Source organism: Candidatus Electronema sp. JC (genome assembly GCF_048287365.2).
Classification (GTDB): domain Bacteria; phylum Desulfobacterota; class Desulfobulbia; order Desulfobulbales; family Desulfobulbaceae; genus Electronema.
In genome coordinates this window covers 33,961-60,096 of sequence record NZ_JBLWEM020000040.1, presented here as the reverse complement: position 1 = coordinate 60,096, position 26,136 = coordinate 33,961, and the positions used below count along the sequence as shown (strand labels likewise).

Annotated in this window: 27 protein-coding genes and 1 tRNA gene; 17 read left to right on the top strand and 11 right to left on the bottom strand. The window is 60.9% G+C overall.

Annotated elements, in window-relative coordinates; all coding sequences use genetic code 11:
* Positions 1–30: 30 nt before the first annotated feature.
* The 3 genes from ACNKH3_RS06700 to ACNKH3_RS06690 form a co-directional block, all read right to left on the bottom strand.
* Positions 31–1,698, bottom strand: coding sequence for an FG-GAP-like repeat-containing protein (locus ACNKH3_RS06700; RefSeq protein WP_420208690.1), 1,668 nt, complete (start codon positions 1,696–1,698; stop codon positions 31–33).
* 91 nt (positions 1,699–1,789) lie between these two features.
* Positions 1,790–1,948 carry an Arm DNA-binding domain-containing protein gene (locus tag ACNKH3_RS06695; protein ID WP_420208689.1) on the bottom strand — a complete coding sequence of 53 codons (159 nt, stop codon included), beginning with the start codon at positions 1,946–1,948 and terminating at the stop codon, positions 1,790–1,792.
* Positions 1,949–2,136: 188 nt separating this feature from the next.
* Positions 2,137–2,223, bottom strand: a tRNA-Leu gene (locus ACNKH3_RS06690).
* Between the two features lie 158 nt (positions 2,224–2,381).
* On the opposite strand from ACNKH3_RS06690, the gene ACNKH3_RS06685 reads away from it, so the two are divergent.
* The 7 genes from ACNKH3_RS06685 (at position 2,382) to ACNKH3_RS06655 (ending at position 8,215) form a co-directional block, all read left to right on the top strand.
* Positions 2,382–3,368: a bifunctional riboflavin kinase/FAD synthetase gene (locus ACNKH3_RS06685; protein WP_420208688.1), complete on the top strand. Its 987-nt coding sequence runs from the start codon at positions 2,382–2,384 to the stop codon at positions 3,366–3,368.
* A 14-nt stretch (positions 3,369–3,382) separates the two neighbouring features.
* Positions 3,383–4,099: a DUF3592 domain-containing protein gene (locus ACNKH3_RS06680; RefSeq protein WP_420208687.1), complete on the top strand. Its 717-nt coding sequence runs from the start codon at positions 3,383–3,385 to the stop codon at positions 4,097–4,099.
* Positions 4,100–4,260: 161 nt separating this feature from the next.
* Positions 4,261–4,398, top strand: a complete 138-nt coding sequence (locus ACNKH3_RS06675; RefSeq protein WP_420208686.1) for a hypothetical protein — start codon at positions 4,261–4,263, stop codon at positions 4,396–4,398.
* A 289-nt stretch (positions 4,399–4,687) separates the two neighbouring features.
* Positions 4,688–5,767, top strand: coding sequence for a hypothetical protein (locus ACNKH3_RS06670; RefSeq protein ID WP_420208685.1), 1,080 nt, complete (start codon positions 4,688–4,690; stop codon positions 5,765–5,767).
* A gap of 90 nt (positions 5,768–5,857) precedes the next feature.
* Complete coding sequence (locus tag ACNKH3_RS06665; RefSeq protein ID WP_420208684.1) at positions 5,858–7,288, top strand: catalase; 1,431 nt, start codon at positions 5,858–5,860, stop codon at positions 7,286–7,288.
* Between the two features lie 105 nt (positions 7,289–7,393).
* On the top strand, positions 7,394–7,876 hold the full coding sequence (gene yiaA, locus ACNKH3_RS06660; protein ID WP_417916818.1) for an inner membrane protein YiaA: 483 nt from the start codon (positions 7,394–7,396) through the stop codon (positions 7,874–7,876).
* A 117-nt stretch (positions 7,877–7,993) separates the two neighbouring features.
* Positions 7,994–8,215 carry a hypothetical protein gene (locus tag ACNKH3_RS06655; protein ID WP_417916817.1) on the top strand — a complete coding sequence of 74 codons (222 nt, stop codon included), beginning with the start codon at positions 7,994–7,996 and terminating at the stop codon, positions 8,213–8,215.
* Between the two features lie 15 nt (positions 8,216–8,230).
* On the opposite strand, the gene ACNKH3_RS06650 is transcribed toward ACNKH3_RS06655, so the two are convergent.
* The 5 genes from ACNKH3_RS06650 to ACNKH3_RS06630 all read right to left on the bottom strand — a co-directional run bounded on the left by ACNKH3_RS06650 (position 8,231) and on the right by ACNKH3_RS06630 (position 15,452).
* Positions 8,231–9,586, bottom strand: a complete 1,356-nt coding sequence (locus tag ACNKH3_RS06650; RefSeq protein WP_417916816.1) for a DUF3999 domain-containing protein — start codon at positions 9,584–9,586, stop codon at positions 8,231–8,233.
* Entirely contained in the window at positions 9,583–12,240 is a 2,658-nt protein-coding gene (locus ACNKH3_RS06645) for a DUF2339 domain-containing protein (RefSeq protein ID WP_417916815.1), read from the bottom strand. Before ACNKH3_RS06645 ends, ACNKH3_RS06650 begins: the two co-directional genes overlap by 4 nt.
* Before the next feature lie 199 nt (positions 12,241–12,439).
* Positions 12,440–13,387, bottom strand: a complete 948-nt coding sequence (locus tag ACNKH3_RS06640; RefSeq protein WP_420208683.1) for an ATP-binding cassette domain-containing protein — start codon at positions 13,385–13,387, stop codon at positions 12,440–12,442.
* Complete coding sequence (locus ACNKH3_RS06635; RefSeq protein ID WP_417916255.1) at positions 13,384–14,376, bottom strand: HlyD family secretion protein; 993 nt, start codon at positions 14,374–14,376, stop codon at positions 13,384–13,386. The genes ACNKH3_RS06640 and ACNKH3_RS06635 overlap by 4 nt, the downstream gene beginning before the upstream one ends.
* 341 nt (positions 14,377–14,717) lie before the next feature.
* Positions 14,718–15,452: a hypothetical protein gene (locus tag ACNKH3_RS06630; RefSeq protein ID WP_417916256.1), complete on the bottom strand. Its 735-nt coding sequence runs from the start codon at positions 15,450–15,452 to the stop codon at positions 14,718–14,720.
* A gap of 259 nt (positions 15,453–15,711) precedes the next feature.
* Here ACNKH3_RS06630 and ACNKH3_RS06625 point away from each other — a divergent pair, with 259 nt between their 5' ends.
* The 10 genes from ACNKH3_RS06625 (at position 15,712) to ACNKH3_RS06580 (ending at position 21,877) form a co-directional block, all read left to right on the top strand.
* The gene (locus ACNKH3_RS06625; RefSeq protein ID WP_420208682.1) at positions 15,712–16,770 is read left to right on the top strand and encodes a helix-turn-helix domain-containing protein; all 1,059 of its coding nucleotides are present in this window, start codon (positions 15,712–15,714) and stop codon (positions 16,768–16,770) included.
* A gap of 202 nt (positions 16,771–16,972) precedes the next feature.
* A complete protein-coding gene (locus ACNKH3_RS06620; RefSeq protein WP_420208681.1) occupies positions 16,973–18,112 on the top strand; it encodes a dinitrogenase iron-molybdenum cofactor biosynthesis protein in 1,140 nt (379 codons plus the stop codon).
* A 24-nt stretch (positions 18,113–18,136) separates the two neighbouring features.
* Entirely contained in the window at positions 18,137–18,442 is a 306-nt protein-coding gene (locus tag ACNKH3_RS06615) for a (2Fe-2S) ferredoxin domain-containing protein (protein ID WP_417916798.1), read from the top strand.
* Positions 18,439–18,885, top strand: coding sequence for a GNAT family N-acetyltransferase (locus tag ACNKH3_RS06610; RefSeq protein WP_417917101.1), 447 nt, complete (start codon positions 18,439–18,441; stop codon positions 18,883–18,885). The genes ACNKH3_RS06615 and ACNKH3_RS06610 overlap by 4 nt, the downstream gene beginning before the upstream one ends.
* Entirely contained in the window at positions 18,882–19,307 is a 426-nt protein-coding gene (locus tag ACNKH3_RS06605) for a hypothetical protein (RefSeq protein WP_417917102.1), read from the top strand. The genes ACNKH3_RS06610 and ACNKH3_RS06605 overlap by 4 nt, the downstream gene beginning before the upstream one ends.
* A gap of 7 nt (positions 19,308–19,314) precedes the next feature.
* On the top strand, positions 19,315–19,620 hold the full coding sequence (locus ACNKH3_RS06600) for a hypothetical protein (protein ID WP_417917103.1): 306 nt from the start codon (positions 19,315–19,317) through the stop codon (positions 19,618–19,620).
* A 22-nt stretch (positions 19,621–19,642) separates the two neighbouring features.
* Positions 19,643–19,864, top strand: a complete 222-nt coding sequence (locus tag ACNKH3_RS06595) for a Nif11-like leader peptide family natural product precursor (protein ID WP_417917104.1) — start codon at positions 19,643–19,645, stop codon at positions 19,862–19,864.
* A 10-nt stretch (positions 19,865–19,874) separates the two neighbouring features.
* Entirely contained in the window at positions 19,875–20,099 is a 225-nt protein-coding gene (locus ACNKH3_RS06590) for a hypothetical protein (protein WP_417917105.1), read from the top strand.
* A 183-nt stretch (positions 20,100–20,282) separates the two neighbouring features.
* A complete protein-coding gene (amt, locus tag ACNKH3_RS06585) occupies positions 20,283–21,515 on the top strand; it encodes an ammonium transporter (RefSeq protein WP_420208712.1) in 1,233 nt (410 codons plus the stop codon).
* Positions 21,516–21,538: 23 nt separating this feature from the next.
* Entirely contained in the window at positions 21,539–21,877 is a 339-nt protein-coding gene (locus ACNKH3_RS06580) for a P-II family nitrogen regulator (protein ID WP_417917173.1), read from the top strand.
* A 27-nt stretch (positions 21,878–21,904) separates the two neighbouring features.
* On the opposite strand, the gene ACNKH3_RS06575 is transcribed toward ACNKH3_RS06580, so the two are convergent.
* The 3 genes from ACNKH3_RS06575 to ACNKH3_RS06565 all read right to left on the bottom strand — a co-directional run bounded on the left by ACNKH3_RS06575 (position 21,905) and on the right by ACNKH3_RS06565 (position 26,107).
* Positions 21,905–23,560, bottom strand: a complete 1,656-nt coding sequence (locus ACNKH3_RS06575; RefSeq protein WP_417917172.1) for an AAA family ATPase — start codon at positions 23,558–23,560, stop codon at positions 21,905–21,907.
* Positions 23,561–24,398: 838 nt separating this feature from the next.
* Entirely contained in the window at positions 24,399–25,472 is a 1,074-nt protein-coding gene (locus ACNKH3_RS06570; protein ID WP_417917171.1) for an ATP-binding protein, read from the bottom strand.
* A gap of 17 nt (positions 25,473–25,489) precedes the next feature.
* Complete coding sequence (locus ACNKH3_RS06565; RefSeq protein WP_420208680.1) at positions 25,490–26,107, bottom strand: SanA/YdcF family protein; 618 nt, start codon at positions 26,105–26,107, stop codon at positions 25,490–25,492.
* Between the last annotated feature and the right edge of the window lie 29 nt (positions 26,108–26,136).

Here is a 26,136-nt window from a genome sequence, read left to right as displayed (position 1 = left end):
AAGCAGCGCAGTCAGGACATCCGCCGTTGTTCACTGCTGCCGCCCGGCCTGCATCATCAGTTCCTGCCTGCGGATGACAGTCTTCTCTGATGTCCAGAACATGAGCGGGTTGCCGTTGTCGTCGCCTTCCGCCAGCACAAGACGGAAGCGGCCCGGCTGCCCGGCGTTGCTGACCACCTGATAATCAACAGTGTAGCCGGGCTGCTGGCCGCTCTCCCAGAGCATATTCATCCGGCTGCCGTCCCAGCTCAGAACTGCCACCGAAGACCCCTCGAAGTAACGGAAGTTGCGGAAAAACTCCACCTGCTTGACCCGGTTGCGGCTGACGATGATCTCCGGCCTGCCGTCGCCGGTCAGGTCCTGCGCGATCAGGCGGGCATGGATGTAGCGGCGGTCGATTTCGTCCGGCTGCTCCAGCTCGGCCTGCCGCCGACTGGCCAAGGTGCCGAGCGCGTCGCGGCTCGCGCCGTAGTGCTCCGCGCTCTGCCACAGCGGCCTGCCGTCGTGCGCCGTGACTATGAGCAGATTGTCCGGCGTGATGCCGATGAACTCCTTTCTGCCGTCCCGGTCAAGGTCGGCAAAAATGAAATCATGCAGGCCGAAGCCGGGCGGCACGCTGATTCTCTCGGTCCGCGCCAAACCGCCCGGACTGACGCGCAGCTTCCAGATTGTTCCGTCCGCGCTCTGGCCGAACAGCGCGGCGCGGCCTGCGGAGTCCGTTTCCGGGCGGAGATAGAAGGGCACTTCCTCATGCAGGGTGCGGAACTGCCTGCCGTCCCAAGAGACCACGCGGGAGGCGGGGAGATCGCCGTTGCTGGCGGAAAGGCAGATTTCCGGACGGCTGTCGCCGTCCAGATCAGCAAGGCCGAGGGCATGAAAGGCCAAATAGCCAGGCAGCGGCAGCTCGGCCAGCTGCTGAAAGCGTTCGGCGTTGAAGCGGCAGATGATCAGCCTGCCCCGCGCCAGCAGAACGATCTCCTCCCTGCCGTCGCCGTCCAGATCACCGGCATCCATCGCGTTCAGCGAAACAGCCAGCGCGCCGCTGCTCAGGCTGTTCAGCGGGCGGAAGATGCCGCTTTCAGCGGCTTCGGCCTCAGCAGGCGCGGACGGCGCGGCGGCGTAGATGCCGTCGCGCCAGGCTTTGTCCGGGTGGGCGGTCTGAAAGCCGCTCATGCCGCCCTTGTCCGCCGCAGGCTGGGCCTCTGCCGCCGCGCCTTGGTGAAAGACCTTGGCCGCGATCTCCTCGGCCAGCTCATTGACCGCCGGAATGGTTTTGTCCAGCGCGTCAATGGCGCGGGAATAGGAGGCGGGCGCGGTCTTGCCGCCGAAGACGTGAATCCTGACCGCATAGCCCTTTTCCTGCTGCTCCAAGCTGCCGAAGAGCAGCCAGTCGCCGCCGAGCTGGCGGAGAAGCTGCCGCGCCTCCTGCTGGCGGCCCTGCTGGAGCTGCGCCTCAAGGCCGCCGGTCTTGTCCGCCCCATGCACAGCGGACAGGCCGGTGCGGTCAGCCAAGCGGGTGGCGAGGACGCTGGTCAGTCCGTTGCGGAGATGCTCCAGCGGCGGCTGAGTTCGCACGGTGAAAGGCAGGAAGACGATTTTGCCTGTGTCCGCCGCTGCGGATGCGGCGGGCAGCGCGAGCAGCGCCGCAAGCAGGGGCAGCAGGCAGCGGAACAGCGGGATGCGGGAGCAGGCTTTCATAGATGCGGACTCCTGAAATACGTTGTTGATGAAGGTCTTGCCTTGGCTGACAGAGCGCCCTGCCGCCTTATCCTGCGCAATTATACAGGAGTTACGCAGTTGCATAAAGATTAACTGGCATCATCGCGGAACAGACAGCCTTGCGCCATGTGCTTTTTCCAGACTCGGCGACATGAAAATAAAGCCCCTGACCATCAGGCAGCTTGCAGGGCTTGGCTTGACGGATTTGAACAGCGGTGAGTTTTGACATGGTGCGGATGTCGGGAAGGCCGCAGGCACATTGTTTATCTTGTCAGATACCCGCAGTTATACCCGCTTCATGCAGCGGAAGTCAACGCACTTTGGACGGAAACGGAAGGAAAGGCAAAGAAAAACCCGCTGGCCAGTTAAGGCTGCGGGCTTTATGAATACGTCAACGGACGTTGCTGTACTATGATATGGTGCCGAAGGGGAGAGTCGAACTCCCACAAGCGTACGCTCACTAGACCCTGAACCTAGCGCGTCTACCAATTCCGCCACTTCGGCACTGCGCCGACTAATATGCCTTATTCCGGGGGCGGTGTCAACAATTTTTCACCGCCTTCAGCTGCTTTTTTCGCGGGGGCGCATGAACTGTTTGCGGCTTTCGTCGGCTTGAGGTACATATTCGGCATCCATTCAGAAGCGGAACTCAGCCGGAAACCATGCGCGACATGCAGATATTCACCAGCTTGCAGGACATCACACAGCCTTTCCATTGCCCGGTCGTCACTGTCGGCAACTTTGACGGCGTGCACTTGGGGCACCAGCTGCTCTTCAGCGAGGTGCTGATTCGGGCGCGGCGCAGCGGCGGCGCAGCCGTGGCGGTCACATTCGACCCGCATCCGCTCAAGGTGCTGCGGCCCGAAGGCATACGCCTGATCTCCAGCACGGAGCAGAAAAGCGGGCTGATCCGCCTTGCGGGCATGGACGCGCTGGTGATCATCCCCTTTGACCGCCAGTTCGCCCAGATGAGCGCGGCGGACTTTGTCGGCGACATTCTCTGCCGCACCCTCGGCGTGCAGGAGCTGGTTGTCGGCTACGACTACGCCTTGGGCCGGGGCCGCGAGGGCACCATTGACTTCCTCCGCCGGCAAGGCGAGGAGCGCGGCTTCCCCGTCACCGTGGTGGAGGCTCACCATGAGGACGGCCTGCCGGTCTCCAGCACCCGCATCCGCCAGCTGGTGACAGAAGGGCGGATGGAGGAGGTGCGCCGTCTGCTGGGCCGTTGCTACTACATCCGGGGCGAAGTGCGGCGCGGCAGGCAGCGGGGCCGGGGCCTCGGCTTCCCGACCGCCAACCTGAGCATCAGCGAGGACGACCTTTGCCCGAAGCAGGGCGTGTACGTCACCCAAGTGATCTGCGGCGGCAGGATGTACGGCAGCATCTCCAACATCGGCCGCAACCCCACCTTCGGCGAGAACGAGCTGGTGGCGGAAACCCACATCTTCGACTTCAGCGACGACATCTACGGCCAGCCCATCCGCCTGAACCTGCTCCGCCACCTGCGCGGTGAAATCAAGTTCAATTCGGCAGAGGAGCTGGCCGCGCAAATCCGCAGGGATGTGGAGACCGCCCGCCATGTGCTGGAGGACGCGGCCAAGGAGCGGCTCCTCACCTGCGAGGAAGCGGCTGACCAGCGGATGCTGTAACTGACCCGATTGCCATGACGGACACGCCGCAGCAGGAACAAGTCAGGCCGGATGCCGACGTTTCAGCACCGCAGCTCCTCCATCCCGATCCGGCGGAGTTCAGCATCATCACCCGCCATGCCGTCGAATCGCCGTATGTCATTTTCACTGACAGCGGGCTGAGCAAGGGTGAAACAGAGCATGTCAGAAGGACGCTGGGGCAATATGAAAACAGACAGGAGCAGATGCGGAATACGCTGAACATCGCATCCTCATGCTTCTGCATGACTGTAGTCTTCCTTGTTTGGCTTTCGCTCGCAGTACTGTTATTCACCATAGTTGGTATGAATATGTTTAAGATAGTTGGATGGCTTCTCGTTCTTTCCCTTGTTCCATGCGTCTTCTTGATGCTTCAGCTTCATTGCTCGCTCAGATCAGCGCAGAATCTGCCTGGAACAGTTGTCAGCTATGAAGAAGGAAGAGGGAGCAAAGGCGGCACTGTTTATTCTCTGAACGTTGAGTATCGTGACCAAAGCGGCGAGAGACACATGGCCACTGGAAGCGTGTCTGCTAGCAATCCTTCAAAAAGGAAAGGCGATGCCGTCACGGTGCTGAGAAGCAAAGATGGCTCCAAGATCAAGCTGCTCCTCTTTGAAGAACTCTTTCTTTTGCACTGGATATGGCTGTGTGTCGGCATTGCCGCTGCCGGCTGCCTCTTCGGGCAGGATTTGCTGGAATGGCTCTATCTGTGACGTGATAAAGCGCAAGCCGGAGAGCCGCATCCGCATTCGCCATTGCCGCGCCGCCCCGACAGCCGCAGCCGCCAATTTGCTTGCGGTCTGCCGCAGGCGGCGTATAGTTGAACGCGGCATCCGCGCCGCCGGAGCATCTCATCAACCACAAGGAGCATGATATGAGCGAGAAAAAACCGCCCGCAGCAACGCCGCCGCGACCGACCCCGTCGCCGGGCCGTCAGAAAAAAGGCAAGGCCGGAGGCTATGTCGCGCCGCCGCCGCCCAAGCCGATGACCCCTTCTAAGAAAGGCCGGTAGGGCGCGGGCCGGACTGCGTTCCGCCTGCCGCCGCATCCGCCGTTCCTGCCAAAAAAGGATTCCCGTTCCGATGCAACTGGGATGGGAATCCCGTCTTCAATTCTACGGGCGATGAATCCTCTGCGGGATGAGCAACCCAGTTGCAATTCATCGCCCGTAGAATTCCCTGCGGGATGCTAAACCCACCCCCTCCACAAAGCTCTTGACAAGATCCCCGCTGCGATTTACGCTGCCGGGAAGCATCATCCCACCTGTCTGCGCTTCATTTCCCTTTGCATTGGAGCTTGTTATGGCAACAATTCAATGTCGGCCCGAAGTCAACGCCCTCACCGTTCCCCAGTCTTACAAGATGCGTTTCGTGCCCCGCGACAGCATGGACACGGACGGCCTGGCCGCCGCGATGGCGGCGGAGAATCCGAACTACAGCGTCGAGGACAACACAACCATGCTGGCGAACCTGGTGCGTGTCCTCAAGAAGAACCTGATCAACGGCACGCAGAGCACGGTTGACGGCGCGTTCACGTTCGGCTTTTCCTTCACCGGCAGGCTGGACAACCCGGATGACCCGCTGCCGCCGGTTGAGGAAATGCTCCATGTCGATGTCCACGTCCTCGCGTCCTTTCTCAAGGAAATCCGGCAGCAGGCCCAGATTGAACGCCTGCCCATGACCGAGAAGGCTCCGCTGATCAGCGCGGCGGAAGACACGGTGCTCGGCCTGAGCGACGTGCTGCACAGCGGCGGCGCATTGCGGCTGACCGGCAGCAATCTGCTCTTTGAGCCGAAGCGCGAGGACGAGGGCTGTCTGATCGAGGGGACGCGCTCCGGGCGGACAGCGCAGACCCGCTTTGCCGGCATTGCCAATACGGAAGTCACGCTCCTGCCTGACATCCCGGCGCAGAACGAGCCGTGGAACAACGAGTACATCCTCTCCGTCAGCACCCGCTACACCGAAAACGGCACCCTGCGCACCGGCATCTACCGCAGACGGCTGCGCACGCCGCTCACTGTGACCAAGCTGGGTCATCCGAATCCGCCGGAAGTCGGCATCCTCACCGACAAGGCCGCCTCGCCCTATGTCAAAGTCACGGGCGGCTCGTTGAGCGCGGACGAGACCGTGCGCATCCAAGTCATCCTCGATGCGCACGCGGGCAGCCTCGCCTTCAACTTGCTCGACATGAGCGAAGGCGGCAGGGCGGGCGCGCCGGTGCAGGTTCTCGCCAATGGCGCATACACCGTGCCGGGCTTCACGGGTTCCGCGTTGAGCAGCCTGAATGTCACCGTCAGCAACTTCGCCGATCTGGTGAAAATGATCAGGAGCGGGTACAGTGGGCGGGTGGTGGATGTGCTGGTGGTGAAGACAGGGGTGTAGGTGCTGGCACTGAACGCGATTACGGCAGGGGCAGAAGATTCATCGTCCTTGCCTTGAACAACATCAACCTGAACAACGGAGAACTGCAATATGGCAAAGCTGACCAACAATGTGGGCGCGCCAGTGGCCGACAACCAGAATGTGATGACCGCCGGGCCGCGCGGGCCGATGCTGCTGCAAGACGTGTGGTTCTTGGAGAAGCTCGCTCATTTCGACCGCGAAGTGATCCCGGAGCGGCGGATGCACGCCAAAGGTTCCGGCGCGTATGGCACTTTCACGGTGACGCATGACATCAGCAAATACACGAAGGCCAATATCTTCGCGCAGGTTGGCAAGCAGACCGAAGTCTTTGTCCGCTTCTCCACGGTTGCGGGCGAGCGCGGCGCAGCGGATGCGGAGCGCGACATCCGGGGTGTGGCGATGAAGTTCTACACCGAGGAGGGCAACTGGGATTTAGTGGGCAACAACACCCCGGTTTTCTTTCTCAAAGACCCGCTCAAGTTCCCTGACCTCAACCACGCAGTGAAACGCGACCCGCGCACCAACCTGCGTAGCGCGCGCAACAACTGGGACTTCTGGACGAACCTGCCAGAGGCGTTGCACCAAGTCACCATCACCATGAGCGAGCGCGGCATTCCCGCGTCCTACCGCACCATGAACGCGTATGGCAGCCACACCTTCAGCCTGATCAACGCCGCCGGGGAACGGGTTTGGGTGAAGTTCCACTTCAAGAGCAGGCAGGGCATCCAGAACCTCACGGACGCGGAGGCGGAAACGCTGGTCGGCAAAGACCGGGAAAGCCATCAGCGCGATCTCTACGAGAGCATTGAGAAGGGGGAGTTCCCGAAATGGGATATGAAGATCCAAGTGATGAGCGATGAGCAGGCCAAGAGCTGCCCGTTCAATCCCTTTGACCTGACCAAGGTCTGGCCGCACAAGGACTACCCGCTGCTTGACGTGGGCGTGCTGGAGCTGAACCGCAACCCAGACAACTATTTTGCAGAGGTCGAGCAGGCGGCCTTCAATCCCGCGAACATCGTGCCGGGCATCGGCTTTTCCCCGGACAAGATGCTGCAAGGGCGGCTCTTCTCCTACGGCGATGCGCAGCGCTACCGCTTGGGCGTGAACCACCACCTGATTCCCGTGAACCGCGCCCGCTGCCCGGTCAACTGCTATCATCGGGATGGGGCCATGCGGGTGGACGGCAACTTCGGCAGCACGCTGGGCTATGAGCCGAACAGCTACGGCGAGTGGCAGGAGCAGCGCGAGGCCCGCGAACCTGCTTTGGCCCTCAGCGGCGCGGCGGATCACTGGAGCCACCGCGAGGATGACGGCGATTACTACACGCAGCCAGGGAACTTGTTCCGCATGATGACTCCGGCGCAGCAGCAGGCGCTGTTCGACAACACCGCACGGGCGATGGGCGACGCGCCGGAAGCTGTCAAGCGGCGGCACATTGAGAATTGTGCCAAGGCTGATGCGGCCTACGGGGCGGGCGTGGCCAAGGCGTTGGGGATGTGACGGATGCAGGGGCAGGCCGCTGGGCCTGCCTCTGTTGCTGAGAAATAGCTGAATTCGTCTGTCGGCACCAGCCGCATCAATCATTCAATACAAGGAAACGGCATTATGGAAGCACCTGCTTCAGACCGCAGCGCGCAAAAACCTACAGGCGCCTTTGTCGGCGCATCGTGGGGCGCGCTTGTTATTGGCATCGGCGCATACTTGATCGGCTTATGGAATGCGACCATGCAGCTGAATGAGAAAGGCTTCTACTTCACAGTTCTTCTCTACGGCCTCTTTGCTGCGGTGTCACTGCAAAAGATAGTGCGGGACAAACTGGATGGCATTCAGGTCACTGGCATCTATTATACGATCTGCTGGGCATCGCTGGGCATGTCTATTTTCCTCCTGACAGTTGGACTTTGGAACTCAGAGCTGCCGCTCAACGAGAAAGGTTTCTACGGGATATCCTTCCTGCTGGCCTTGTTCGCATCAGTGGTTGTGCAGAAGAATATTCGTGACATTCATCTTTTTTCTAACAAGCCCTCAGCGCCGGATGAAAAGCTGGAATCGGTTGGAGAACAGAGAAGTGAAAAGAATGCAAGCTGATGCGCTGCGGAGCAGGGCGGGGGAGTGAAAACGCTATGCAGGCGCCGCAGCAGCCGGTATAATTCAAGGAAATGAACAGACGAATCAACCCCGGCGCAGGAGCAGGAGGAACAAATCATGAGCAGTCTGATGTGGTTGCTTTTTCTGGCGATGCTCGCCCTGCTGGCGGTGTCGCTGCTTTGGTTTATCTGGAAGCTGCGCAGTTTCTCCCAGTCGCAGAATCAGACCGTTGACGACAAGCTGCTGCAAGCCATGATGAGCGATGCCGCCTTGTCCGGCAAGGTGAAGGAGGCTTTGGTGAAGAAATCCAAGGAGAAGGTCGCAGAGCCGGAGGCGTGAACGCCGCTGGCCGCCTCATTTCCTCTCCATTTCCCGGAACAGCTTCAAGGCCATTGCCCCCACGGCCAGCACCCCGGCGATCAGTCCGGCCCAAAGCAGCCAGACGCGCCACGGGATTTCCTTTTTCAGCTCCAAGGCTGCTTGGCCAGCCAGCACCCGCTGCGGCCCCGCCTCGGCGGCTGCAACTAATTTGCCGCCGCTGACTGGCTCCGCCGCCTTGAGGAGCTGCCCCACCTGCGAGCGGGCTGGCTCCAGCCCGGCTCGGCCATAAGCCAGCGTGTAGGGCGGCTCGCCTTGGGCCATGAAGACGAGCTGACCCGGCAGCCAGCCCAGCTCCAGCACCGGAGCCGCGCTGCCCGCCTCGGTTTCCAGCCGCCAGAAGCGGTCAGTGACCGGCGGCAAAGTCAGCCGCCCCCTCTCTAGCTTCACTCCGTCAACAGTCAGCTGCCAGACTAAGAGCGAAGTCCGCCGCTGCCACGCCGCCTGCTCGCCCGATCGGGAGGAAATAGCGAACTCGGCCAGCGCGTTCTGCTCCGGCAGGCGGATGTTGAGCTGATCTGCTGGGAAAAAGCCGCCGGTGTTGTAGAGCCACGCAATGCGGCCCGGTGCGGCGGAGGAATCAGGCGCGCCGTTCAGCGGCAGCAGCGAGCGGACCTGCGCCCGTGTTTCGCTTTCGTAACCAGCCTGCACCGCGCTCAGGCTGATGCCCTCCCTGCCCTGCGGCCACGACAGGCGCAGGTATTTCCCAGCCGCCTGCCCGCTCAGCTCAATCCGCTTGCGCAGAAGCTGATGACCGCCGAAGCTCAGTTCGGCCAAGGCCGCTGAAGGGATGAGCGTTTGCCAGCGGTTCAGGTCATCGCTGGTATCGACCCGCACCGAGGCGGAGAACTGCCTGCCGCTCCACGCAAACTCCAGCCAGTCCGGCGGGTTTTGCAGAGCAGAGGCATCGAGCAGGTAGGCGGCGGCGTGCTGACTGACTGGCGCAGCTTGGCCAGCGCGGAAAGCGATGATTGCCCCGCTGCTGCCAATGCTGATGCCAAGATCGGCAATGCTGCTGTTGTCGTTCGTCGGCTCGGCGAGCGGAAAGAAGGGGAGGCTCTGCGCGGGACGGGCGGCCTGCTCCGGCTGCGGCGGGCGGAGCAGATGCGGCACCGGGCCATGCGCGTTGAAGACCCGCAGGTCGCCGAGATCAGGCCGGGTGCATCCCTTGTACACCTCAGCAGGCAGGCTCAGGCTGACCACTGGACTGCCGCCGCTCACCTTCAGCTCCATGCCGTAGGCGAAATCTTCCAGCCGCAGCGGCTGCGGTTCATCCTTGGCCCAGCAGGGCGGCGCGGCCAGCAGAATCAAGAGAATGAGCAGACGGTTCATGGGGCTTCCTCCTTTTTCGGAGGCAGGGGCGAGAAATAGCCGATGAGCAGGAGCAGGATGCCCACGGCGATAAAGGAGACGATGCGCTCCACCTTGCCGCTGGCCGCCAGATCAACAAAGAAGAGCTTCAGCACGGTGGCCGCAATGAGGACACTGCCCGCGAACCAGACGCTGCGGCTCCGGCGGCGACCTGCGGCGGTCATCAGGGCCAGCGAAAGCAAGGCCCAGAAGATGGCCAGCGCGGTCTGATAGAGGCGGGACGAGAGCATCGCGTCCGCATTGAAGGGAACAGCGGCGAGATGATGCACGGCGCGGGCCAAGGCGGTGTTGAGCCAGAGGAACGCCGTGCCTGCGCCAAAGGCGGCCAGCGCAGGTTCCGGCAGCAGACGATGGCGCAGCAGCCACCAGACCAGCAGGAGCAGCACCGCGATCTGGCTCAGTTCGAGCGGATTAAGCAATGGGATGAAGGGCAGCGGCGGCGCGTTGCCTGCGCTGCCGAAGCTGCCCGCCAGCAGCCATATCCAGAGCAGGAAAGCCAGTACCAGCGAGCTATGCCGCTGATATGCTCTGGCGTACTTAGCCAGCGGCCAGCGGAACTCCAGCCAGCGGCTGTGCGCCAGCAGAATCATGCCCGCCGGAATCAGGCCCCAAGCAAGGTCGTTCCATACGCCTGCGCCGCCGATGAGCTGGTGCGTCAGCCAGCCGCCTTCGGAGGTGACAATCAAGGTCAGCAGAAGATAGCCGATGATGTGATTGACCGACAGGCAGCGGGCATTGAGCAGGCCGCGCCCCTGCCGCAGGCTGTCGTGCAGAAGGACGAAGGCCAGCGGCCAAACCGCCCAGCCCCCATCAGCAAAGAAAAGATGCCTATGGCTTTGCCAGCCGATCTTGTCCAAGCACATCAGAGTCATGAAAAGCGGCAGCAGCAGGCTTGGCCAAGCGGCGGTCTTCCAGTTCAGCCGCGCGGCCAGCCGGGTCATGACCGCGCAGCTCAGGGCGGTGAAAAGCAGGTTGCAATGATCTTCGCTGCGGTGCGAGAAAATTCGGTCAATCTCAATGAACCCGGCGCAGAACCACCAGAGGCAGCCCCAGAAGAAGAGCGGCAGATGGTGCCATTTCTCCCAGCGGCGGAGAGTGTCGGCCTTGCAAAGCTGCCATGAGGAGAAGAGCGCGGACAGGGCGATGATCGCCGAGCCGAGATAGGTGCCGTTCAGCACAGGCAGGCGTGTGCCGTAATAACCGCCGTCCGCGAGGAAGCAGAAGCCTGCCGCGAACTGAAGCAGGAAGCCGCTGCTGCGGGCAAGGACGCGGTTCTGCCTGTTCCCCACCCAGACTAATGCCGCGCCTTCCATCGCCCAAGTGACGGCGGTCCAGCGTCCGCTCAGAGCCAGCGGCACGGCCAATGTGGCGAACACGATGCCCAAGGCCAGCAGGGCTTCGGTCAGCGTCCGCATTCCCTGCCGCAGCCGCTCGTCGCCCTTGTTCCATAAGAATCGCGCCAGCACGATGTAGAAGAGGCTCACGGCCAATGCGCTGTAGGCGAGGCCGTGCGGCATGCCCTCCTGCACCATGCCCGCTTGCAGGGAAAAGCAGACCACTGGCGTACCGAAGACCAAGGTGCCATCGACGTAGCCGCGCAGGTTGGGCGGCTGGCGGAAGGCGAAGAGCACACCAATGGCGTTGAACATCAAGAAAAAGAGGATCAGGAACGGCTCGGCGGTGGCAAAATGCTGGGGCTGGTAGCTGTTCAGGCCCCACATTGAGCCAATTCCTAGGGTGAAGATGAAGCCGAGCAGGTTCAGGCTGCGCCACGCCTTGAACCACGACACGGCGAGAATGCCGGAGTTGAGCAGGGCGTAGTAGCTGAAGAGCGCGACGTGATTGCCGCTGCCGGTGGAGAGCAGCACTGGCGCGAGGAAGCCACCCGCCCCGCCGAAGAGGGCCAGCGAGCTGGCATCTTGCAGCAGAGCAAGAGCGGTGGATGTGATTACCAGGCCCAGCATAACAGCAAAAGCCAGCGGTGTCGGCAGCAGATGATAGAGCTTGAAAGCGGCAAAGACGGTCAGGTACATGATGCCGATGCCGCCGCCTTGCGCCAGCAGAGCGAAACCGGGCCGCGCCTGCCTTTGCCGCCAGCCGAAGCCGAGCAGGCCCAGTCCGCCCAACGCCACGCCGAGCAGCCGCATTTCAATGGAAATCACGTTGCGCTCGGCAGCGTATTTAAGCAGGAAGGCCACGCCGAAGAAGAGCACCAGCAGGCCGACGCGGAGCACCACGTTGCCTTCAGTGAAAAAGGCTTTGATCTTGGCTTGCAGGTGGTCTTCCAAGGACGGCGCGCGCGGCGGCGGTTTGATCTCGCTGCGCACTGCTGCCGGAGCAGGTTCAGGCGCGGGCGGGGAAAAGACCTTCAGCGGAGCTTCCTCGCGCTCCTCGCGGCGCGGCGGGACAGAGGCAATTTCCGGATCTTCAACAGGCTGCTCCTCAATCAGAGCTTCAATATCCCGCAGCCGCCGCTCTAAGCCCTCAATCTTCGCGCTCTGACGGAAACTCCGCGCCAGCAGCCAGCCGAAGAGCATTCCAGCCAGCCAGCCGCCTGCATGTCGGAGCAGAGCCGCGCCCAAAACGCCGCCTATGATGATGCCAACAATGTCCACGAGGCCCTCTTTGCTTTCAGCCAGTTATAGATAGAGCAGAATAATTTGAAAACTCATCCTTCGGCTCCGCTCAGAGCGCTTGTTCGTGCAAGTGCTCTGAGCGGAGTCGAAGAGCATTTTATAGCACTTCAGCTGTAGAAGTTAGAAAAAGCAGCTGCTTGCAATCTTTAACTGCTCAGCAGCAAGCTGCTGCCGTTGATCAGCGCGGATGCGTTTTTCCGTCCTCCTCACTCCTCCCCGTGCAAGTGACAAAAACATCCTCCAAGCTGGGACGCGCGGCGGCGAGGCTGTCCTGCGGCCCAATGCACGGCTGGCTGGCGAGAAAGGCCAGCGGATCGGCGACCGCATCTTTGACCAAGACCCGCAGGCGCGCGCCAAGCTGGGCGGCGGCAAGCACCTCCGGCAGTTTGAGCAGTTCCTGCTTGAGCTGGCGCAGATTGGCCGAAGCAATCTCAATCACATGCGCGCCCATCTGCCGCATCAGTTCATCTGGCGGCCCCTCGGCCCGTTTCATGCCGTTCTCCAAAATAGCCAAGCAGTGGCAGCGTTCGGCCTCGTCCATGTAGTGCGTCGAAACAAGGATGGTCGTGCCTTGGTCGCTGAGATCAAAGAGCTGCTCCCAAAACTCCCGGCGGTTCTCCGGGTCAACAGCAGAGGTTGGTTCATCAAGGAAGAGCAGCTCCGGGCGATGCAGCGTGGCTGCGGCCAGACTGAGCCGCTGCCGCTGGCCGCCGCTCATCCGTCCGGCGAGCTGGCTTTTGCGCTCGTCCAGCTCGTAGAGGCGCAGCAGCTCGGCAATGCGCTGCCTCTGCGCCCGGCCTGACAAGCCATAGATGCGGGCGGTGAACTGCAAGTTCTCCTGCACCGTCAGATCGTCATAGAGCGAGAACTTCTGGGTCATGTAGCCGATGCGCAGGCGCAGCAGTTCTGCATTTTGGGGCAAATTCAAACCAAGCACCTGCACAGTGCCGGAGCTGGGCGCGAGCAGTCCGGTCAGGACGCGGATGGCCGTGGTCTTGCCGCTGCCGTTCGGGCCAAGGAAGCCGTAGATGCGGCCTTTAGCTACTTCCAGATCAAGATCGCGCACGGCCATAAGCGGGCCAAAGCTGTGGCAGAGCTGTTCAGCCTGAATGACCGCCTCGCTCATGGCAGGTCAACTTGGGCAGGCAGACCAGCAGGAAGCTGCGCCGCGCTGTCCGGCAGCTGCACTTCGGTCAAATACATCAGGCGGGCGCGTTCTTCCTGGTTGAGGGCGTAGTAGGGCGTGAAGGCGGGTTCGGCGGCAATCCAGCGCACCTGGCCGCTGATGGGCACATCAAGGCCATCGATATGCACAGTCAGCGTGTCGCCCATCTTGATCTTGACCCGATACGGCTCAGGCAGATAGACGCGGGCGTAGGGCGCGTTGCCAGCCAGCACCACAGCCAGCGGTGTTCCGGCAGCAGGACGCTCGCCCACGTGCCACGGCAGATCATCAAGGATGCCGTCGCAGGCGGCAGTGACAGTGAGGTCGGCCAGCTTTTTCCTCTCTATCGCCAAGACAGCGGCGGCGGCATCGAGCTTGGCCGTGGCCGCCCGCAGGTCTTCCTCGCGGCTGCCCTTGAGCAGCAGGCGCAGCTCCTCCTGCGCCACATTCAGATTGGATCGGGCGACATCACGGGCGGCCAGCGCCTTGTCCAGCTCTCCTTTGCTGCTGATGCGCTGCGTCAGCAGGCCGCGCAGACGCTCATGCTGGCTCTCGCTCTCCGCCAACACCGCCTTGGCTCCAGCAACCTTGGCCGTGGCGGCGGCAATTTCTTCCGCCTGCGCCCCGTTGCGGAGTTTGTCCAGCTGGGCTGCGGCCTGGGCCAGCTCCGCCTCCGCCCGCCTGACCTGCGCCTGCTGCAAGGTGTCGTCCAGTCTGGCTAATATGTCCCCCTGTTTCACTATGCTGCCTTGCGCCGCTGGCAGGGCGATGATCACTTCGCTGGCCGCAGCCGCATGAGCGACGCGGTCGCGCTCCAGCGCGCCAAGCGCGAGCTTGGGCGGGCGGCTGTCGCAGGAGGAACAAAAAAGGAGAAGGAGAAGCAGGGAACCAAAGCGGTGCGACTCAGCAGGCCGTTGCTTTTCCATTTCACAGGCGGCGATGGTTTTCATGCTCTCCCTCTTGCGCGGTTGATTTCAGGCGCAGTTTATCGTGTCTGCGTCTGATTATCAACCAGTGCCGCGCCTCATCACCGCTGTTTGCTTTGAATGCTTTTGTGCAGTTGGAAATAAATATTTGAACTCAAGAAGTTATACAGCCCCTGGCAATTTTCAGTTTGGCCGCCGCCGCTATAGCTAATGCCCTTCGGCTCCGCTCAGAGCACTTGCACGAATAAGCACTCTGAGCGGAGTTGAAGAACGCGCAATATATATCCTGATTATTTGGACAGCAAATTCTGGCTGACGCTGTGACAAAAAAAGGCCGGGCAGCAGCGCGCTGTCCCGGCTTGATTTTATTTTTCCTGAATAACTAAGGCCGTTTCTTCCGCAACCGGCTCTTTGCCGTCATCTCTGTCCTGCTGGCCGCTGACATTCCAGTCCGCAGGCGAGGCGGTGTTGAAGCGGGAAATTTTTTTACTCGGATCACCTTTAAGCTGATAATAGCTGCTCTGATAAATCCGCCATCTGCACAGGTCGATCGGAGTCACCTCCGAGGCGTTGACCGGGCCAGTCACGCCCGCCTGCTCAAAGGCTGCCGCCACCAGCTCGGAGCAGAAGAACTTGCTGAAATCCTCTTTGTTCAATGTCGGGCCGTCCTTGCCGCTGAAGGGCAGACGATCCAGCAGGTCAATGCCCGCCTTGACTGCCTGCGGCAAGTCATATTTTTTCCCTTTCTGCTGGAAGAGGAAGTTGTAAAATTTCTCTTCATCAAAATGGTACGGCCTGATCCGCTCGGCCAGCGGCAGCCACCAGATCTCCCCCTCGTAGATGTTGAGACAGTCGCTCAACCGGGTTGTCCGCACGCCAGCCGCGCCGTTCAGAGTGGTAGATTCAATGATTTCGTTGAAAAATCTGCCGGTCTTGTCATTCAAGGCCTTGGTCTGCAAGATCACCGCGACATGCGAGACATCGGAGAACGTGGCAAACTTGATGATGTCCGAGCTGTTCCCCTTCCCGCCAAAGGCGATCACGTCGCCGGGCCGCATTCTATCGCGGGCTTTATCGTAGCTGATTTGGATTGCTTTCATTTGATTCACCTTTTCAGTGTCGTTGATCAACAGGCTTGCCCTTCCATTGGCAGCACAATAAAACCTTCGCCATCTTCAAACAGCTATGGTAACATGCTGCGTTCCGGGATGCTGGCGCCGCTGCGGAGGGCTGCCGCTCCTGCTCTGCCCCTCTGTCTTGCATGGTACTCAATTCCTCCGCTTTTGCGCATGTCCTGAGGCGGCAAAGAACGGAACTTGCGTCTCAAAATAATTTTTGACTCTTGCACCGGCGCGTCTTATGGCATCAAATCCTGAAATACCCCCGCAGCACCGCATTCTGAGCAGCATGGGCAACGTGGCGGTGTTCTACGCCGCCTATGTCGGCCTGTCCGTGGAGCGCGTCAGTGCTGAGACCGGCGTTCCGCCTTCAGTGCTGATGAATCCTGACACCTACCTGCCGGAAGCCTTTTTCGAGCAGTTCTTCCGGCTGCTGGCGGCCACGTTTCCCGGCAGAAACGTGGCCTTGGAGCTGGCTCAGATTGCGCCGCTCTCCTATCTCGGCACGCCGGGCAAACTGCTGCGCCGCGCCCCGGATCTGCGCTCGATGCTGGAGCTGTTTTCCGAACACTGCGACCTGATCGCCGACCGGCTGGAAATGGAGGTGGTGGAATGGGGGAAAGCAGAAACAGTGCTGCGCACCCATCAGCCTTTGAGCCTGCATGACGGCGGCATGAGCGCGGAAATCGGCCTGGGCATGGGCGCGCGCATCGCCCAAGAGTGCTTTGGAGAAAAATCGCTGCTGCGGGCGCAGTTCCGGCATCAGTCGGTCGGGCCGGTCACAGCCTATGAGGACTTCTTCAAGGCGCCGATCTCGTTTGGAGCGCAGTTCAACGCCCTGATTTTTGACAGCACGGTGTTAGATATGCCCAGCCGGGCACCCCGTGCGGAGAGCAAGGAGGTGCTGGCCCGGCGTTTGGATGGTCTGCGCCGCGATCTTGATCTGGCCAGCGGCAGAAATGAAGTTGCCAAAATCCGCCAGGCCGTGATGCGCAATGCGCTGAAGGGCGACTACAGCGCATCCGGTCTGGCGCAGAGCTTGGGCATGAGCCTGAGCAGCCTGCAACGGCGGCTGCATGAGGCAGGCACCAGCGCCAGCAGGCTGATTGACGAGGCCCGGCATGTCAACGCCTTAGGTCTGCTGGCGGACAGCGGCCTGAGTGTGGACGAAGCGGCCTTCCGGCTGGGCTTTGAAAGCGAGCGCGGCTTCCGCAAGGCGTTCCGGCGCTGGTGCGGCAAAAGCCCGGCGGCGGCGCGGAGGGAGATGCGGCAGGAGGGGAAAGTCAGCTTCTCTGTTTGAACGAGTATTTGACAAAAACGCCACGCCTGTACCAATTCGTCATCCCCGCTGCAAAAACGAGCAGCCCGCGCTGCCGGGCTGTTCCCTTCCATTTAAACGGTTTCACAGCAGAAATCCAGCATTCCTCCTCTTGGCACGGCCTTTGCTTTGATACAAAGCAGAAGGGCGGCGACAAACGCCGCCCGCTGCTGAGGATGACACCATGCTGCAATTTCCCCAAGAACAATGCGCCTGCCCCCGCTCGATGCGGATTGAAAGCCTGCTCCTGCCGATTGCGCCGCAGGCGGTCTGCGGCAGGCGTTTCGGCGGCGACAAAGCGGCTGCGGCCCTGCCGCCGGCAGAGGCGGTCGCGTGGCTTGACGAGCTGCTCAAAGGCGGCAAAAGCATCGGCGGGGTGACGGTCTGCGGGCCGGGCGATGCCTTGGCCGCGCCGGACATCCTCTTTGCCGCGCTTGACCTGATCCGCGCCAGGCATCCTGCGTTCAGCCTGCACCTGACTGCTGCCGGATTAGGCGCGGCGGCCCTTGCGCACAAGCTGGCGGAGCGGGGCCTTGCTCAGATGAGCCTGCAAGTGGAGGCGGTTGCCGCAGGCCTTGCGGAGAAGATTTACAAATGGATCCGTCCGGGCAAGCGGACGCTCCCGCTGGCTGAGGCGGCGGCACTGCTGATCAGCGAGCAAGAACAGGCGGTCGTGGCTCTGGTGCAGGCCGGGCTGAAAGTGAACATTCAGACCACGGTTTATCCGGGCATCAACGACCAGCACGTGGCTGCGATTGCGGAGAAAATGGCCAAGCTCGGCGCGTCATCCATGACCCTGCTGCCGTTTGCGGCCGCAGAGGAAGAAGGCGACCCGCCCAGCTGCGACGCGGCCCTTCTGGCGCAGGCCAAAGCAGCGGCGGCGGCGCATCTGGAGCTGGCCGAATACGGAGCAACTTTGCTCAGTCCGCCGAGCAGCGGCACTGCTTTCGCCGGAACGCTGCTGCCCAAGCCGACGCAGGCGCGGCCCAACGTGGCCGTGGTCAGCAGCAGCGGCATGGAGGTGGATCTGCACCTCGGCCAGGCGGAGAAGATGCTCATCTATGGCCCGCGCTGCGGCGACGAGCTGCCCTCGCTGCTCACAGTGCGCAACACGCCGGAGGCAGGTGCCGGAAGCTCCCGCTGGGAGACGCTGGCCCGCGAGTGCCTCTTTGACTGCTTCGCCCTGCTGGCAGCCAAGGCAGGCGAGAATCCGCAAAAGGTGCTGGCGGAACAGGGCATCAAGGTGCTGTTGGCAGAGGACAGCATTGAAGGTCTGGTGGATGTGCTCTACGGCGGCGGCAAGAAACAAAAGTGCAAGAAATAATCTCATCTGAACGAGGAAAGAAAGATGGCCATACCAAAGAGGCAGATATTGCTCTGCCAGAGTTTCCGCGCCGCAGGCGACAAGAAAGGGCTTTGCCACAAGCAGAGCGAAGGACTGCTGCAATACATCGAGGAGGAAGTGCTGGATCGCGGCTTGGACTGCCTGATCACCGCCACATCCTGCCTCAAGCAATGCGAGAAGGGGCCGGTCATGGTGGTGCAGCCGGAGAACTGGTGGTTCGGTCGTGTGAGCAGCGAGGAGGCGGTTGATGCAATCCTCGACGGCCTTGAGGAAGGCGAGCCAGCGGCAAAGTATCTGATTTCCGAATGAACGCCATTATCCGCCGCGCCGGGCCGGAGGACATCCCGGCCCTTGTCGGCCTGCTGCGGCTGCTCTTCAGCATTGAAAAAGACTTTGTTTTCGATGCGGCCAAGCAGGAGCGCGGCCTGCGGCTGCTCTTGAGCCGGGCAGAGGCGGCAGTTTTCGCGGCGGAGCAGGACGGCGAGGTGATCGGCATGTGCACGGGGCAGCTGCTGATCTCCACGGCGCAGGGCGGGCTGTCCGCGCTGATTGAGGACGTGGCGGTGCTGCCCGCGCAGCAGGGCAAAGGCGTGGGCAGGCGGCTTGTGGCTGCTGCCGAGTCCTGGGCGGTCAGCCAAGGAGCGAGCCGTATGCAGCTGCTGGCAGACCGGAACAACGCGCCAGCCTTGGCCTTTTATCAGAAGATGGAATTCCAGACAACGGCGATGATTTGCCTGCGGAAAATGCTATGAAAATTCAGCCGCTGCACGAATTGCGCCCGGTCAAGGGCTGGGAGGAGTACTTCCGCCACGGCGAGGGCTTCCTGAACACGGCGGCGCAGGCGCACAGCAAGGGCGTGCTGGCCTTCACCCCGGAAATACTGTATAACCTCATCGCCATGGCCATAGAGAAGTTCGTCATGGCCGCGCTGATGCGCCACGGCGAGCTGCCGTACAATCATACCATGGCCGATTTAGTCGCGGCGATGGAACAGGTCTTTCCGGGCAAGATGGGGGATATTGGCGAGGGCCTGCTGAAGATGGATCAGTATCAGGACATCTGCTCGCTGGACGGCTTCAAAATCAGCCCGCCGATGATGGAGGAAATCCCGGCCATGCTGAAGCTGGCGGAACGGTTGCGGCAGCTGGTTCAGGAGCAACTTCTCACTATATAACGTGCCCATGTCAGAACGAAAACTCGGTGTGGTCAAGGATATCGTCGAAGCGGCGGGCATGGGCATTGCTCATGTCTATGAGGATTTGGTTTTCCTCAACCACAACGCCTTCCTGCTCCAGTTCACCAAGGACAGCGGCTGCCTGCTGCTCCACCTCAACCGCGACGCGGAGGAGGAGCTGGCGCAGGAGCAGATCGGCCTGCTCAAGCAGGCGGCGCAGGAGCGGGAAATGCGGATTGACGACGGCGGCGGCTACGCCTTGGCGCAGGACGGCGAAGACAGCCTGCGGATTGAATTTTTCCCTCATCAATAAACATCACAGGAGAGGTCAGGTCATGGCGAAAGCGGACGTGGAAAAGCTGCTGACAGCGGGCGGCAAAGATAAAAAGATCAAAGCGAAATACGATGTTCCGGCCACAAAGGAGGAGTTTGTCGCGCTGGCCGCGCAGGACGGCTACAGCTTCACGGTCGAGGAGCTGGAGGCGGTGCTGAAGGAGTCGGGGGATGTCTTTGAGAAGTACGGCAACCCGCCTAAGCGTTCGATCTGGTGGACGTAGCCTGAACGCAGTGCCGCAGCTTGTTGCGCCGAACCCTGCGGCAGGGTTCGGCGTATTTTTATTCGAGGCAGATTCAATACATTTTCGTATGACAATTTCAGATTTATCACGCAAAAATGTATCAAACGTTTGCGCCTGCCATGAAAAGCAGAACTTCCGCTGGCGGCAACCTGCTGAAGTTGATCAAAAAATAAAAAATGGTGCAAAAATGGCATACTCTTTGCTATATCCATAGCAAAAGAACACGGCGTTCGCTACCCATTCCATTCTGGAACAACTTATCAGGCACGAGGAGGGAGACATGAAGAACTCGGCAACAAGCAGGACAAAACGCTTCTGGGCGGGCGCGGCGGCTCTGGCCGGCGTGATGCTGGCTGGCCCGGCAGCGGCGGAGGAAGCAGCCAGCGCGGGCGAGACTATGATTCAGCTCGCCTATTCGCTGGACACTTTCTATTTTCTTATGACCGGCGCATTGGTCATGTGGATGGGGGCGGGCTTCGCCATGCTCGAGGCGGGCTTGGTGCGGAGCAAGAACACGGTTGAGATCTTAACCAAAAACATTGCGTTGTATGCTGTCGCCTGCCTGATGTACCTGATCGCGGGCTACAACATCATGTACGGCCCCGGCCTGAGCAGCTTCATTCCCGGCCTCAGCTTCTTCCTCGGTGCGGAGCACACTGCGGACGCAATCCTGAAGAGCGGAGGCAGCATCACCCACTCGAAGATGGCCGACTTCTTCTTTCAGGTGGTCTTCGTCGCCACCGCGACCTCCATCGTCTCCGGCGCAGTGGCCGAACGGATGAAGCTCTGGTCGTTCCTCGCCTTCGCCGCAGTGATGAGCTTGGTCATCTACCCAGTCGGCGGCTACTGGCACTGGGGCGGCGGCTTCCTGAAAGGACTCGGCTTTGTTGACTTCGCCGGATCGGGCGTGGTGCATCTTTGCGGCGCATCTGCCGCGCTGGCCGGCGTGCTCCTGCTGGGCGCACGGAAGGGCAAATACGGCCCGGACGGCAGAGCCAAGGCCATTCCCGGCAGCAACCTGCCTTTGGCTACACTCGGCACCTTCATCCTTTGGCTGGGCTGGTTCGGCTTCAACGGCGGCTCCGAGCTGATGGTCAGCAACATCAAAGAGGCGAACGCGGTTTCGATGGTCTTTGTCAACACCAACACCGCAGCCGCAGGCGGCTTGGTCGCGGCCCTGCTGCTGGCGCAGTTCTGGTTCGGCAAGGCGGATCTGACCATGGCCCTCAACGGCGCGCTGGCCGGTCTGGTGGCGATCACCGCCGATCCGCTCAGCCCCTCGCCGGTGGTTTCAACCCTGATCGGCGTGATTGCGGGCCTGATTGTGGTGGCATCCATCATCTTCATCGACAAGGCGAAAATTGACGACCCGGTGGGCGCGCTTTCTGTCCACGGCGTGACCGGCACCTTCGGCCTGCTCGCCGCAGGGCTGACCAACCCGGACGGCTCCGTGCTTGTGCAGCTGACCGGCATCGGCGCGATCTTCGTCTGGACCTTCGCCGCCTCCTTCGCCACTTGGATGGTTCTGAAGAAGACTGTCGGCATCCGGGTCAGCGAAGAGGACGAATTGGCAGGCGTGGATCTTGCGGAATGCGGCTTGGAAGCCTATCCTGAGTTCACCAGAGACTAACTTTCGGCCACAAGGAGCCTATCATGAAGAAAATTGAAGCGATCATCAAGCCCTTCAAACTGGACGACGTGAAGCACGCCCTGACCGGCCTCGGCATCACCGGCATGACCATCAGCGAGGTCAAGGGCTATGGCCGCCAGAAAGGCCACACCGAGATGTACCGTGGAGCCGAGTACCACGTCGAGTTCAACCCGAAGATCAAGATCGAGCTGGTGGTGCGGGCTGACATGGCCGAGAAGGTGGTGACGGCCATCCGCGACGCGGCCCTGAGCGGCAAGATCGGCGACGGCAAAATCTTCGTCCTGCCGGTCGATGATGTGGTGCGGGTGCGCACCGGCGAGCACGGCGAAGCGGCGGTTTAAGGTGTAGGGGCGGTTCGCGAACCGCCCCTACAGTCCCTCGATCCACCTCCCCAGCAGCGGCACCTTGAAGGCGCAGCCGCCCTGCTCTTGCGCAAGGATTTCCTTGCGGACCAAGGCAGGCGCGGCTGCGGTCATATCCGGCGTAATGATCTCCCTCTTGGCCAGAGCGGCCAGCAGCGTCTGCTCCTCCTTGCTGCGGCTGCGCCAGAATTCAAGGAAGAACTCGCTGCCCCGCTCAAAGACAGTCGGCAGCACAGCCTCGACATCATCGGCCTCAGCCAGCCTTCGCTTCTGTTTGTTCAGCCGCTCAATCACCTCTTGGCCGATGAGCTGAATGCAGTACGGCTGCCCCTGCGTGAGCTGCCAGACCGCCTCCGCCGCCTCGTCCTGCCAAATCTCCGGGAAGTCCTCCACCGGCCTGCGGATCAGCTCCAGCGCATCGTCCTTGTCCAAGCAGCTCACGCGCAGGCTGCGGGTGTTGATCAAGCAGTCGCTCCAGTGCAGGGACAGCTCCTCCGGCGTGTGCTCCCCGGCAAAGAGGAGCAGCCAGCGGCGGCGGTGCTGGATGAGGTGGCGGAGGAAGTTGAGCGGGGCGCGGCTGCCCGTGGTGGTGACAATCTCGTCAATGCGCTCGAACTCGTCTAAGCAGAGGAGGAAGGTCTTGCCCGGCGCGGCCTGCTCTGCCGCGTCCAACCAAGCCAGCAGGGCGGCGAAGGGGTCAAGGCGCAGCTCCTCCTTGTCCGGCGCCGGCAGGGTCAGGCGGTGCGTCTCGCGGGCCGAGCTGATGAGCTGATGAGCGATGCGGTCAGCCAGGCCATGCAGCGAGCTGGACACCGCCGCGCCTTGGCAGTCCACGAACAAGGGCAGGATGTCCGAGGGCATCTGCTTGGGCAGGTAGCGCAGGGCCGAGCTTTTGCCGCTGCGCCTGTTGCCGTGCATGACCAGCGTGGGCGGCTGGGCCGAGAGCAGCAGGCTTTCGATATGGCGGAAGAGGTCTTTGCGGCCCTTGAACAGGCTGCCTGCCTTGCCCGGCTCCAGCGGCGGGCCGGGCAGATAGACCTGCAGCAGCTCGCCGCTGCGCTTGGCGGTCTCGTGCAGAGTGCGGCAGGCTGTGCGCAGGATGCCCTGCCACTGATCGAGCACACCGCCCAGCGTGGTGGCCTCGCGGGCAGAAGCAGAGGCCAAGGCGTTGCGCCGCTGCTCGATCTTGGCGCAGACATGCTCCAGCCGCTGCGCCTGGCGGTAGGGCGAGCTGGCCTCCAAGGCGGCGGCAGTGTCTTGGCTCAGTTCCAAGCAGTCCGTGATCTTCCCGGCAAGCTCATTAGGCAGCCAGTCAAGCTGCTCCCTCACAGCGGCGATGTCGCCAGCAGAGCGGCAGGCGGCGAAGCTCTCCGCAGCGATGAGGAGCATGGCCTTGCTGGCCGTCTTCTGCTGATTGGTGGAGGTTATGAGGTAGTTGATGCTTTGGCGGGCGGCGGCTTGGTTCTCGCAGTAGGCTGCGGCGATGAGTCCGTGCAGGAAAGGCAGAGGAAATTCGACAGATTGGTCGAATTGCGGCGGCAGCCAAGGCAGCTTGTCTTCCGCTTTGCCCGGCCAGAGTTTGAGGATGCACATCCACAGCAGCTCCGGCAGCCAAATGTACAGGCGCGGCATGGCAAAAATGACGAGAGACAGGATCAACATGAATGCTGAGCTGCTGTCAATCACTTTCACCGTTCCTGATATCACGCCGAACGTTACGCAGTGCAGCACTCCCCCCATTACGCCACTAGCCATACTGACCATCACTGCATGCGCAAAACCTAATGCTGCGCCAGTCATCATGCCTTTTGCCGTCATCCTCAGCAGAGGGTCATAAAAAAGATCATCATAGAAAATTATCAACGCAAATGCCAAGAAAGATGCCAGAAAGGCATATGTTTCCCTTTTCAATTTTCTCCTGACCGCAAAACCGAAGAACATTCCCGTCATCCATCCAAGACAAAACAAGCAGCTCAACCACCAGTTGAACTGGAATTCATCAGTTCCGGCTATAAGATCAATCAGAAGCATGCAAAAAAGAGTCGATATTATCGGCACCAAGACTGTCAGCCAGAATAATTGCTCATCGTAATACTTCAGGCGCGGGTTGGCCTGCGCTTCTGCAGAAAGCCTGTAAAAACTGTCTTTGTATGGATCGGTTATCTCTGGGCATATCTCCCGCACATGCTGTTTCATGGTGTAGGGCTTGAAGTAGATCCAATACAGCAGCTGGAGGCATTCTTTCACGTATTGCATGGGGCATCTCCGTGGTTTGGCAGGAAGGCAGGCGCGGCGGCGCAAGGATCCTTCACGTTTTGCAGCAAGGAGCCTTGCCGATTTACGCGAAGGATCCTTCTCGTATTGCGCCAAGGATCCTTGGCGTTTTCCGGGAAGGATCCTTGCCGTATTGCGAGAAGGATCCTTCGCGGCTGACGGTAAGGTTCCTTGCCAGTTTGCCGCCGCAGGTTTGTCGTCTAAAGGAAGAAGCGGTGATCCGTCCTCACTTCGCCCCCATCAGCTTCAGCAGCCAGTCCAGCGCGTCTTTCGTGGGCATCTTTCCAGTCAGCAGGGCATAGGCAAGCCCGGCCAGCACCGCCAGCGGGACAAGCGCCAGCAGAACTTTCTTGCACTTCTCCGCATCCTCGGCCAAGGCCGTCAGGAACTTGCGGCTGCCCTGCGCAATCGCTTTCGCTGACAGCGGCTTTGTCCAGACGCTCTTCTCCAGCCGTCTGCCCCGCTCCTGCTTGAACGCCTTCTCCGCCCAGCTCCGGCTTTTGCCGTGCCGCCGCGCCTCAAAAAGGAACGAGGCGGCCAGTTGCAGCAGATGCGGCTGGAGATCGCCCCACTTGCGGGCCAGCCGCCGCTCATCGGCATCCAGCGCGGGCGCAAGCGGGCTGGGCAGGAGCAGCAGCTCCTCCGCCTCCTCCTCGCTGAAGTCCTTCAGCTCGCAGGCTTGGCCGAAGTTGAAGAACGGCGACAGAAGCTGCTGGCCTTCAGCGACAATTTCCACCGGCTCGCGCGTGGCGATGATCAGCATCATCTTGTTGCTGTTGATCAGGCTGTGCAGGCCGTCGTAGAAATCCTTGCCCAGCGTGTCCTTGTGGTCAAAGAGCTTCTCGAACTCATCTAGGCAGAAGACCGGCAGCAGACCCCGCCCGGACAGCAGCTCCAGCAGATCAGTGAATTCCTTCTTGCCGCCTCTGGAACATGCAGCCAGCGCAGCGCGCAGCGGCTTGCACTGCTCAACCGCCCGCAGCTTGCTCAGGGCAGCTGCCAAAGTCTGGTAGAACTCGGCCTCGGTCTTGGGCTTGGCCAGCCGCAGGCAGATGCAGACCACAAGGAAGCGGCCCGGTTTCGCCACCCGCTGCGCATAAGTCTGGGTGAAGTGCTGAAGCAGGGAGGACTTGCCGGACAGCCGCCCGCCGACCACATTCACGCTGACCGGCTGGCTGCCGCTCATCCATCCGGCAAGACGGCGCAGCTCGTCCTTCCGGCCTGCGAAGAGGCTGGGGTTTTCAATCTTTCCGGCGGTGACAAAAGGGCAGACGGAACGGGCTGGTCTGGGCAGGCTCATGGCTGGTTTGACCTCCTTCAGAAGGATTCTTTTTCCGCCTCTTCGCCGACACTGACCTTTTCACCCAAGAATTTCGGCTGCGTATAGAGCAGATGCACGTCAATGAAGCACTTCACTTTGGAGAAAAATTCCCGAATTCGAGTTTTTAAGCCATAGCGCAAGCTGACATCACGGGCGTTGTATCCATGCAGATCAATATCGTATGACCTTCCTATATAGACGGATCTGGTATTATGGAACTGCTGAGAAACAACAATTCCCTCCCGCTGACCGAATATTTCCTTGAAGCGGATGATCGAATCCAAGGTTCTGAATCCAGCATAGTCGCAGATCACGTCCTCCTCTTTGATGCCCATTTTCATCAAATCCCGCTTCATTGTCATCGGCTCGTTATAGTAAATGGTGCCGTTGTCGCCTGAAACAATAATCTTTCTGCATTTTCCAGTTTTATACAGCTCAGCAGCCGCGATAATCCTATATTGGTAATACAGGTTTCTCCTGCCGCCTTTCAGCCATTTTGAGGTGCCGAGGAGTATGGCGCACTGCACTGTTTTAAAAGCACTAAGCTGTCCGCTGGTGTGTCGGGCATAACTGCTTATAACAATATTGACGGCGATCATGCTGATCAGCAGCATCAGCACTATGCCCGCCGTCCAGATAGAAA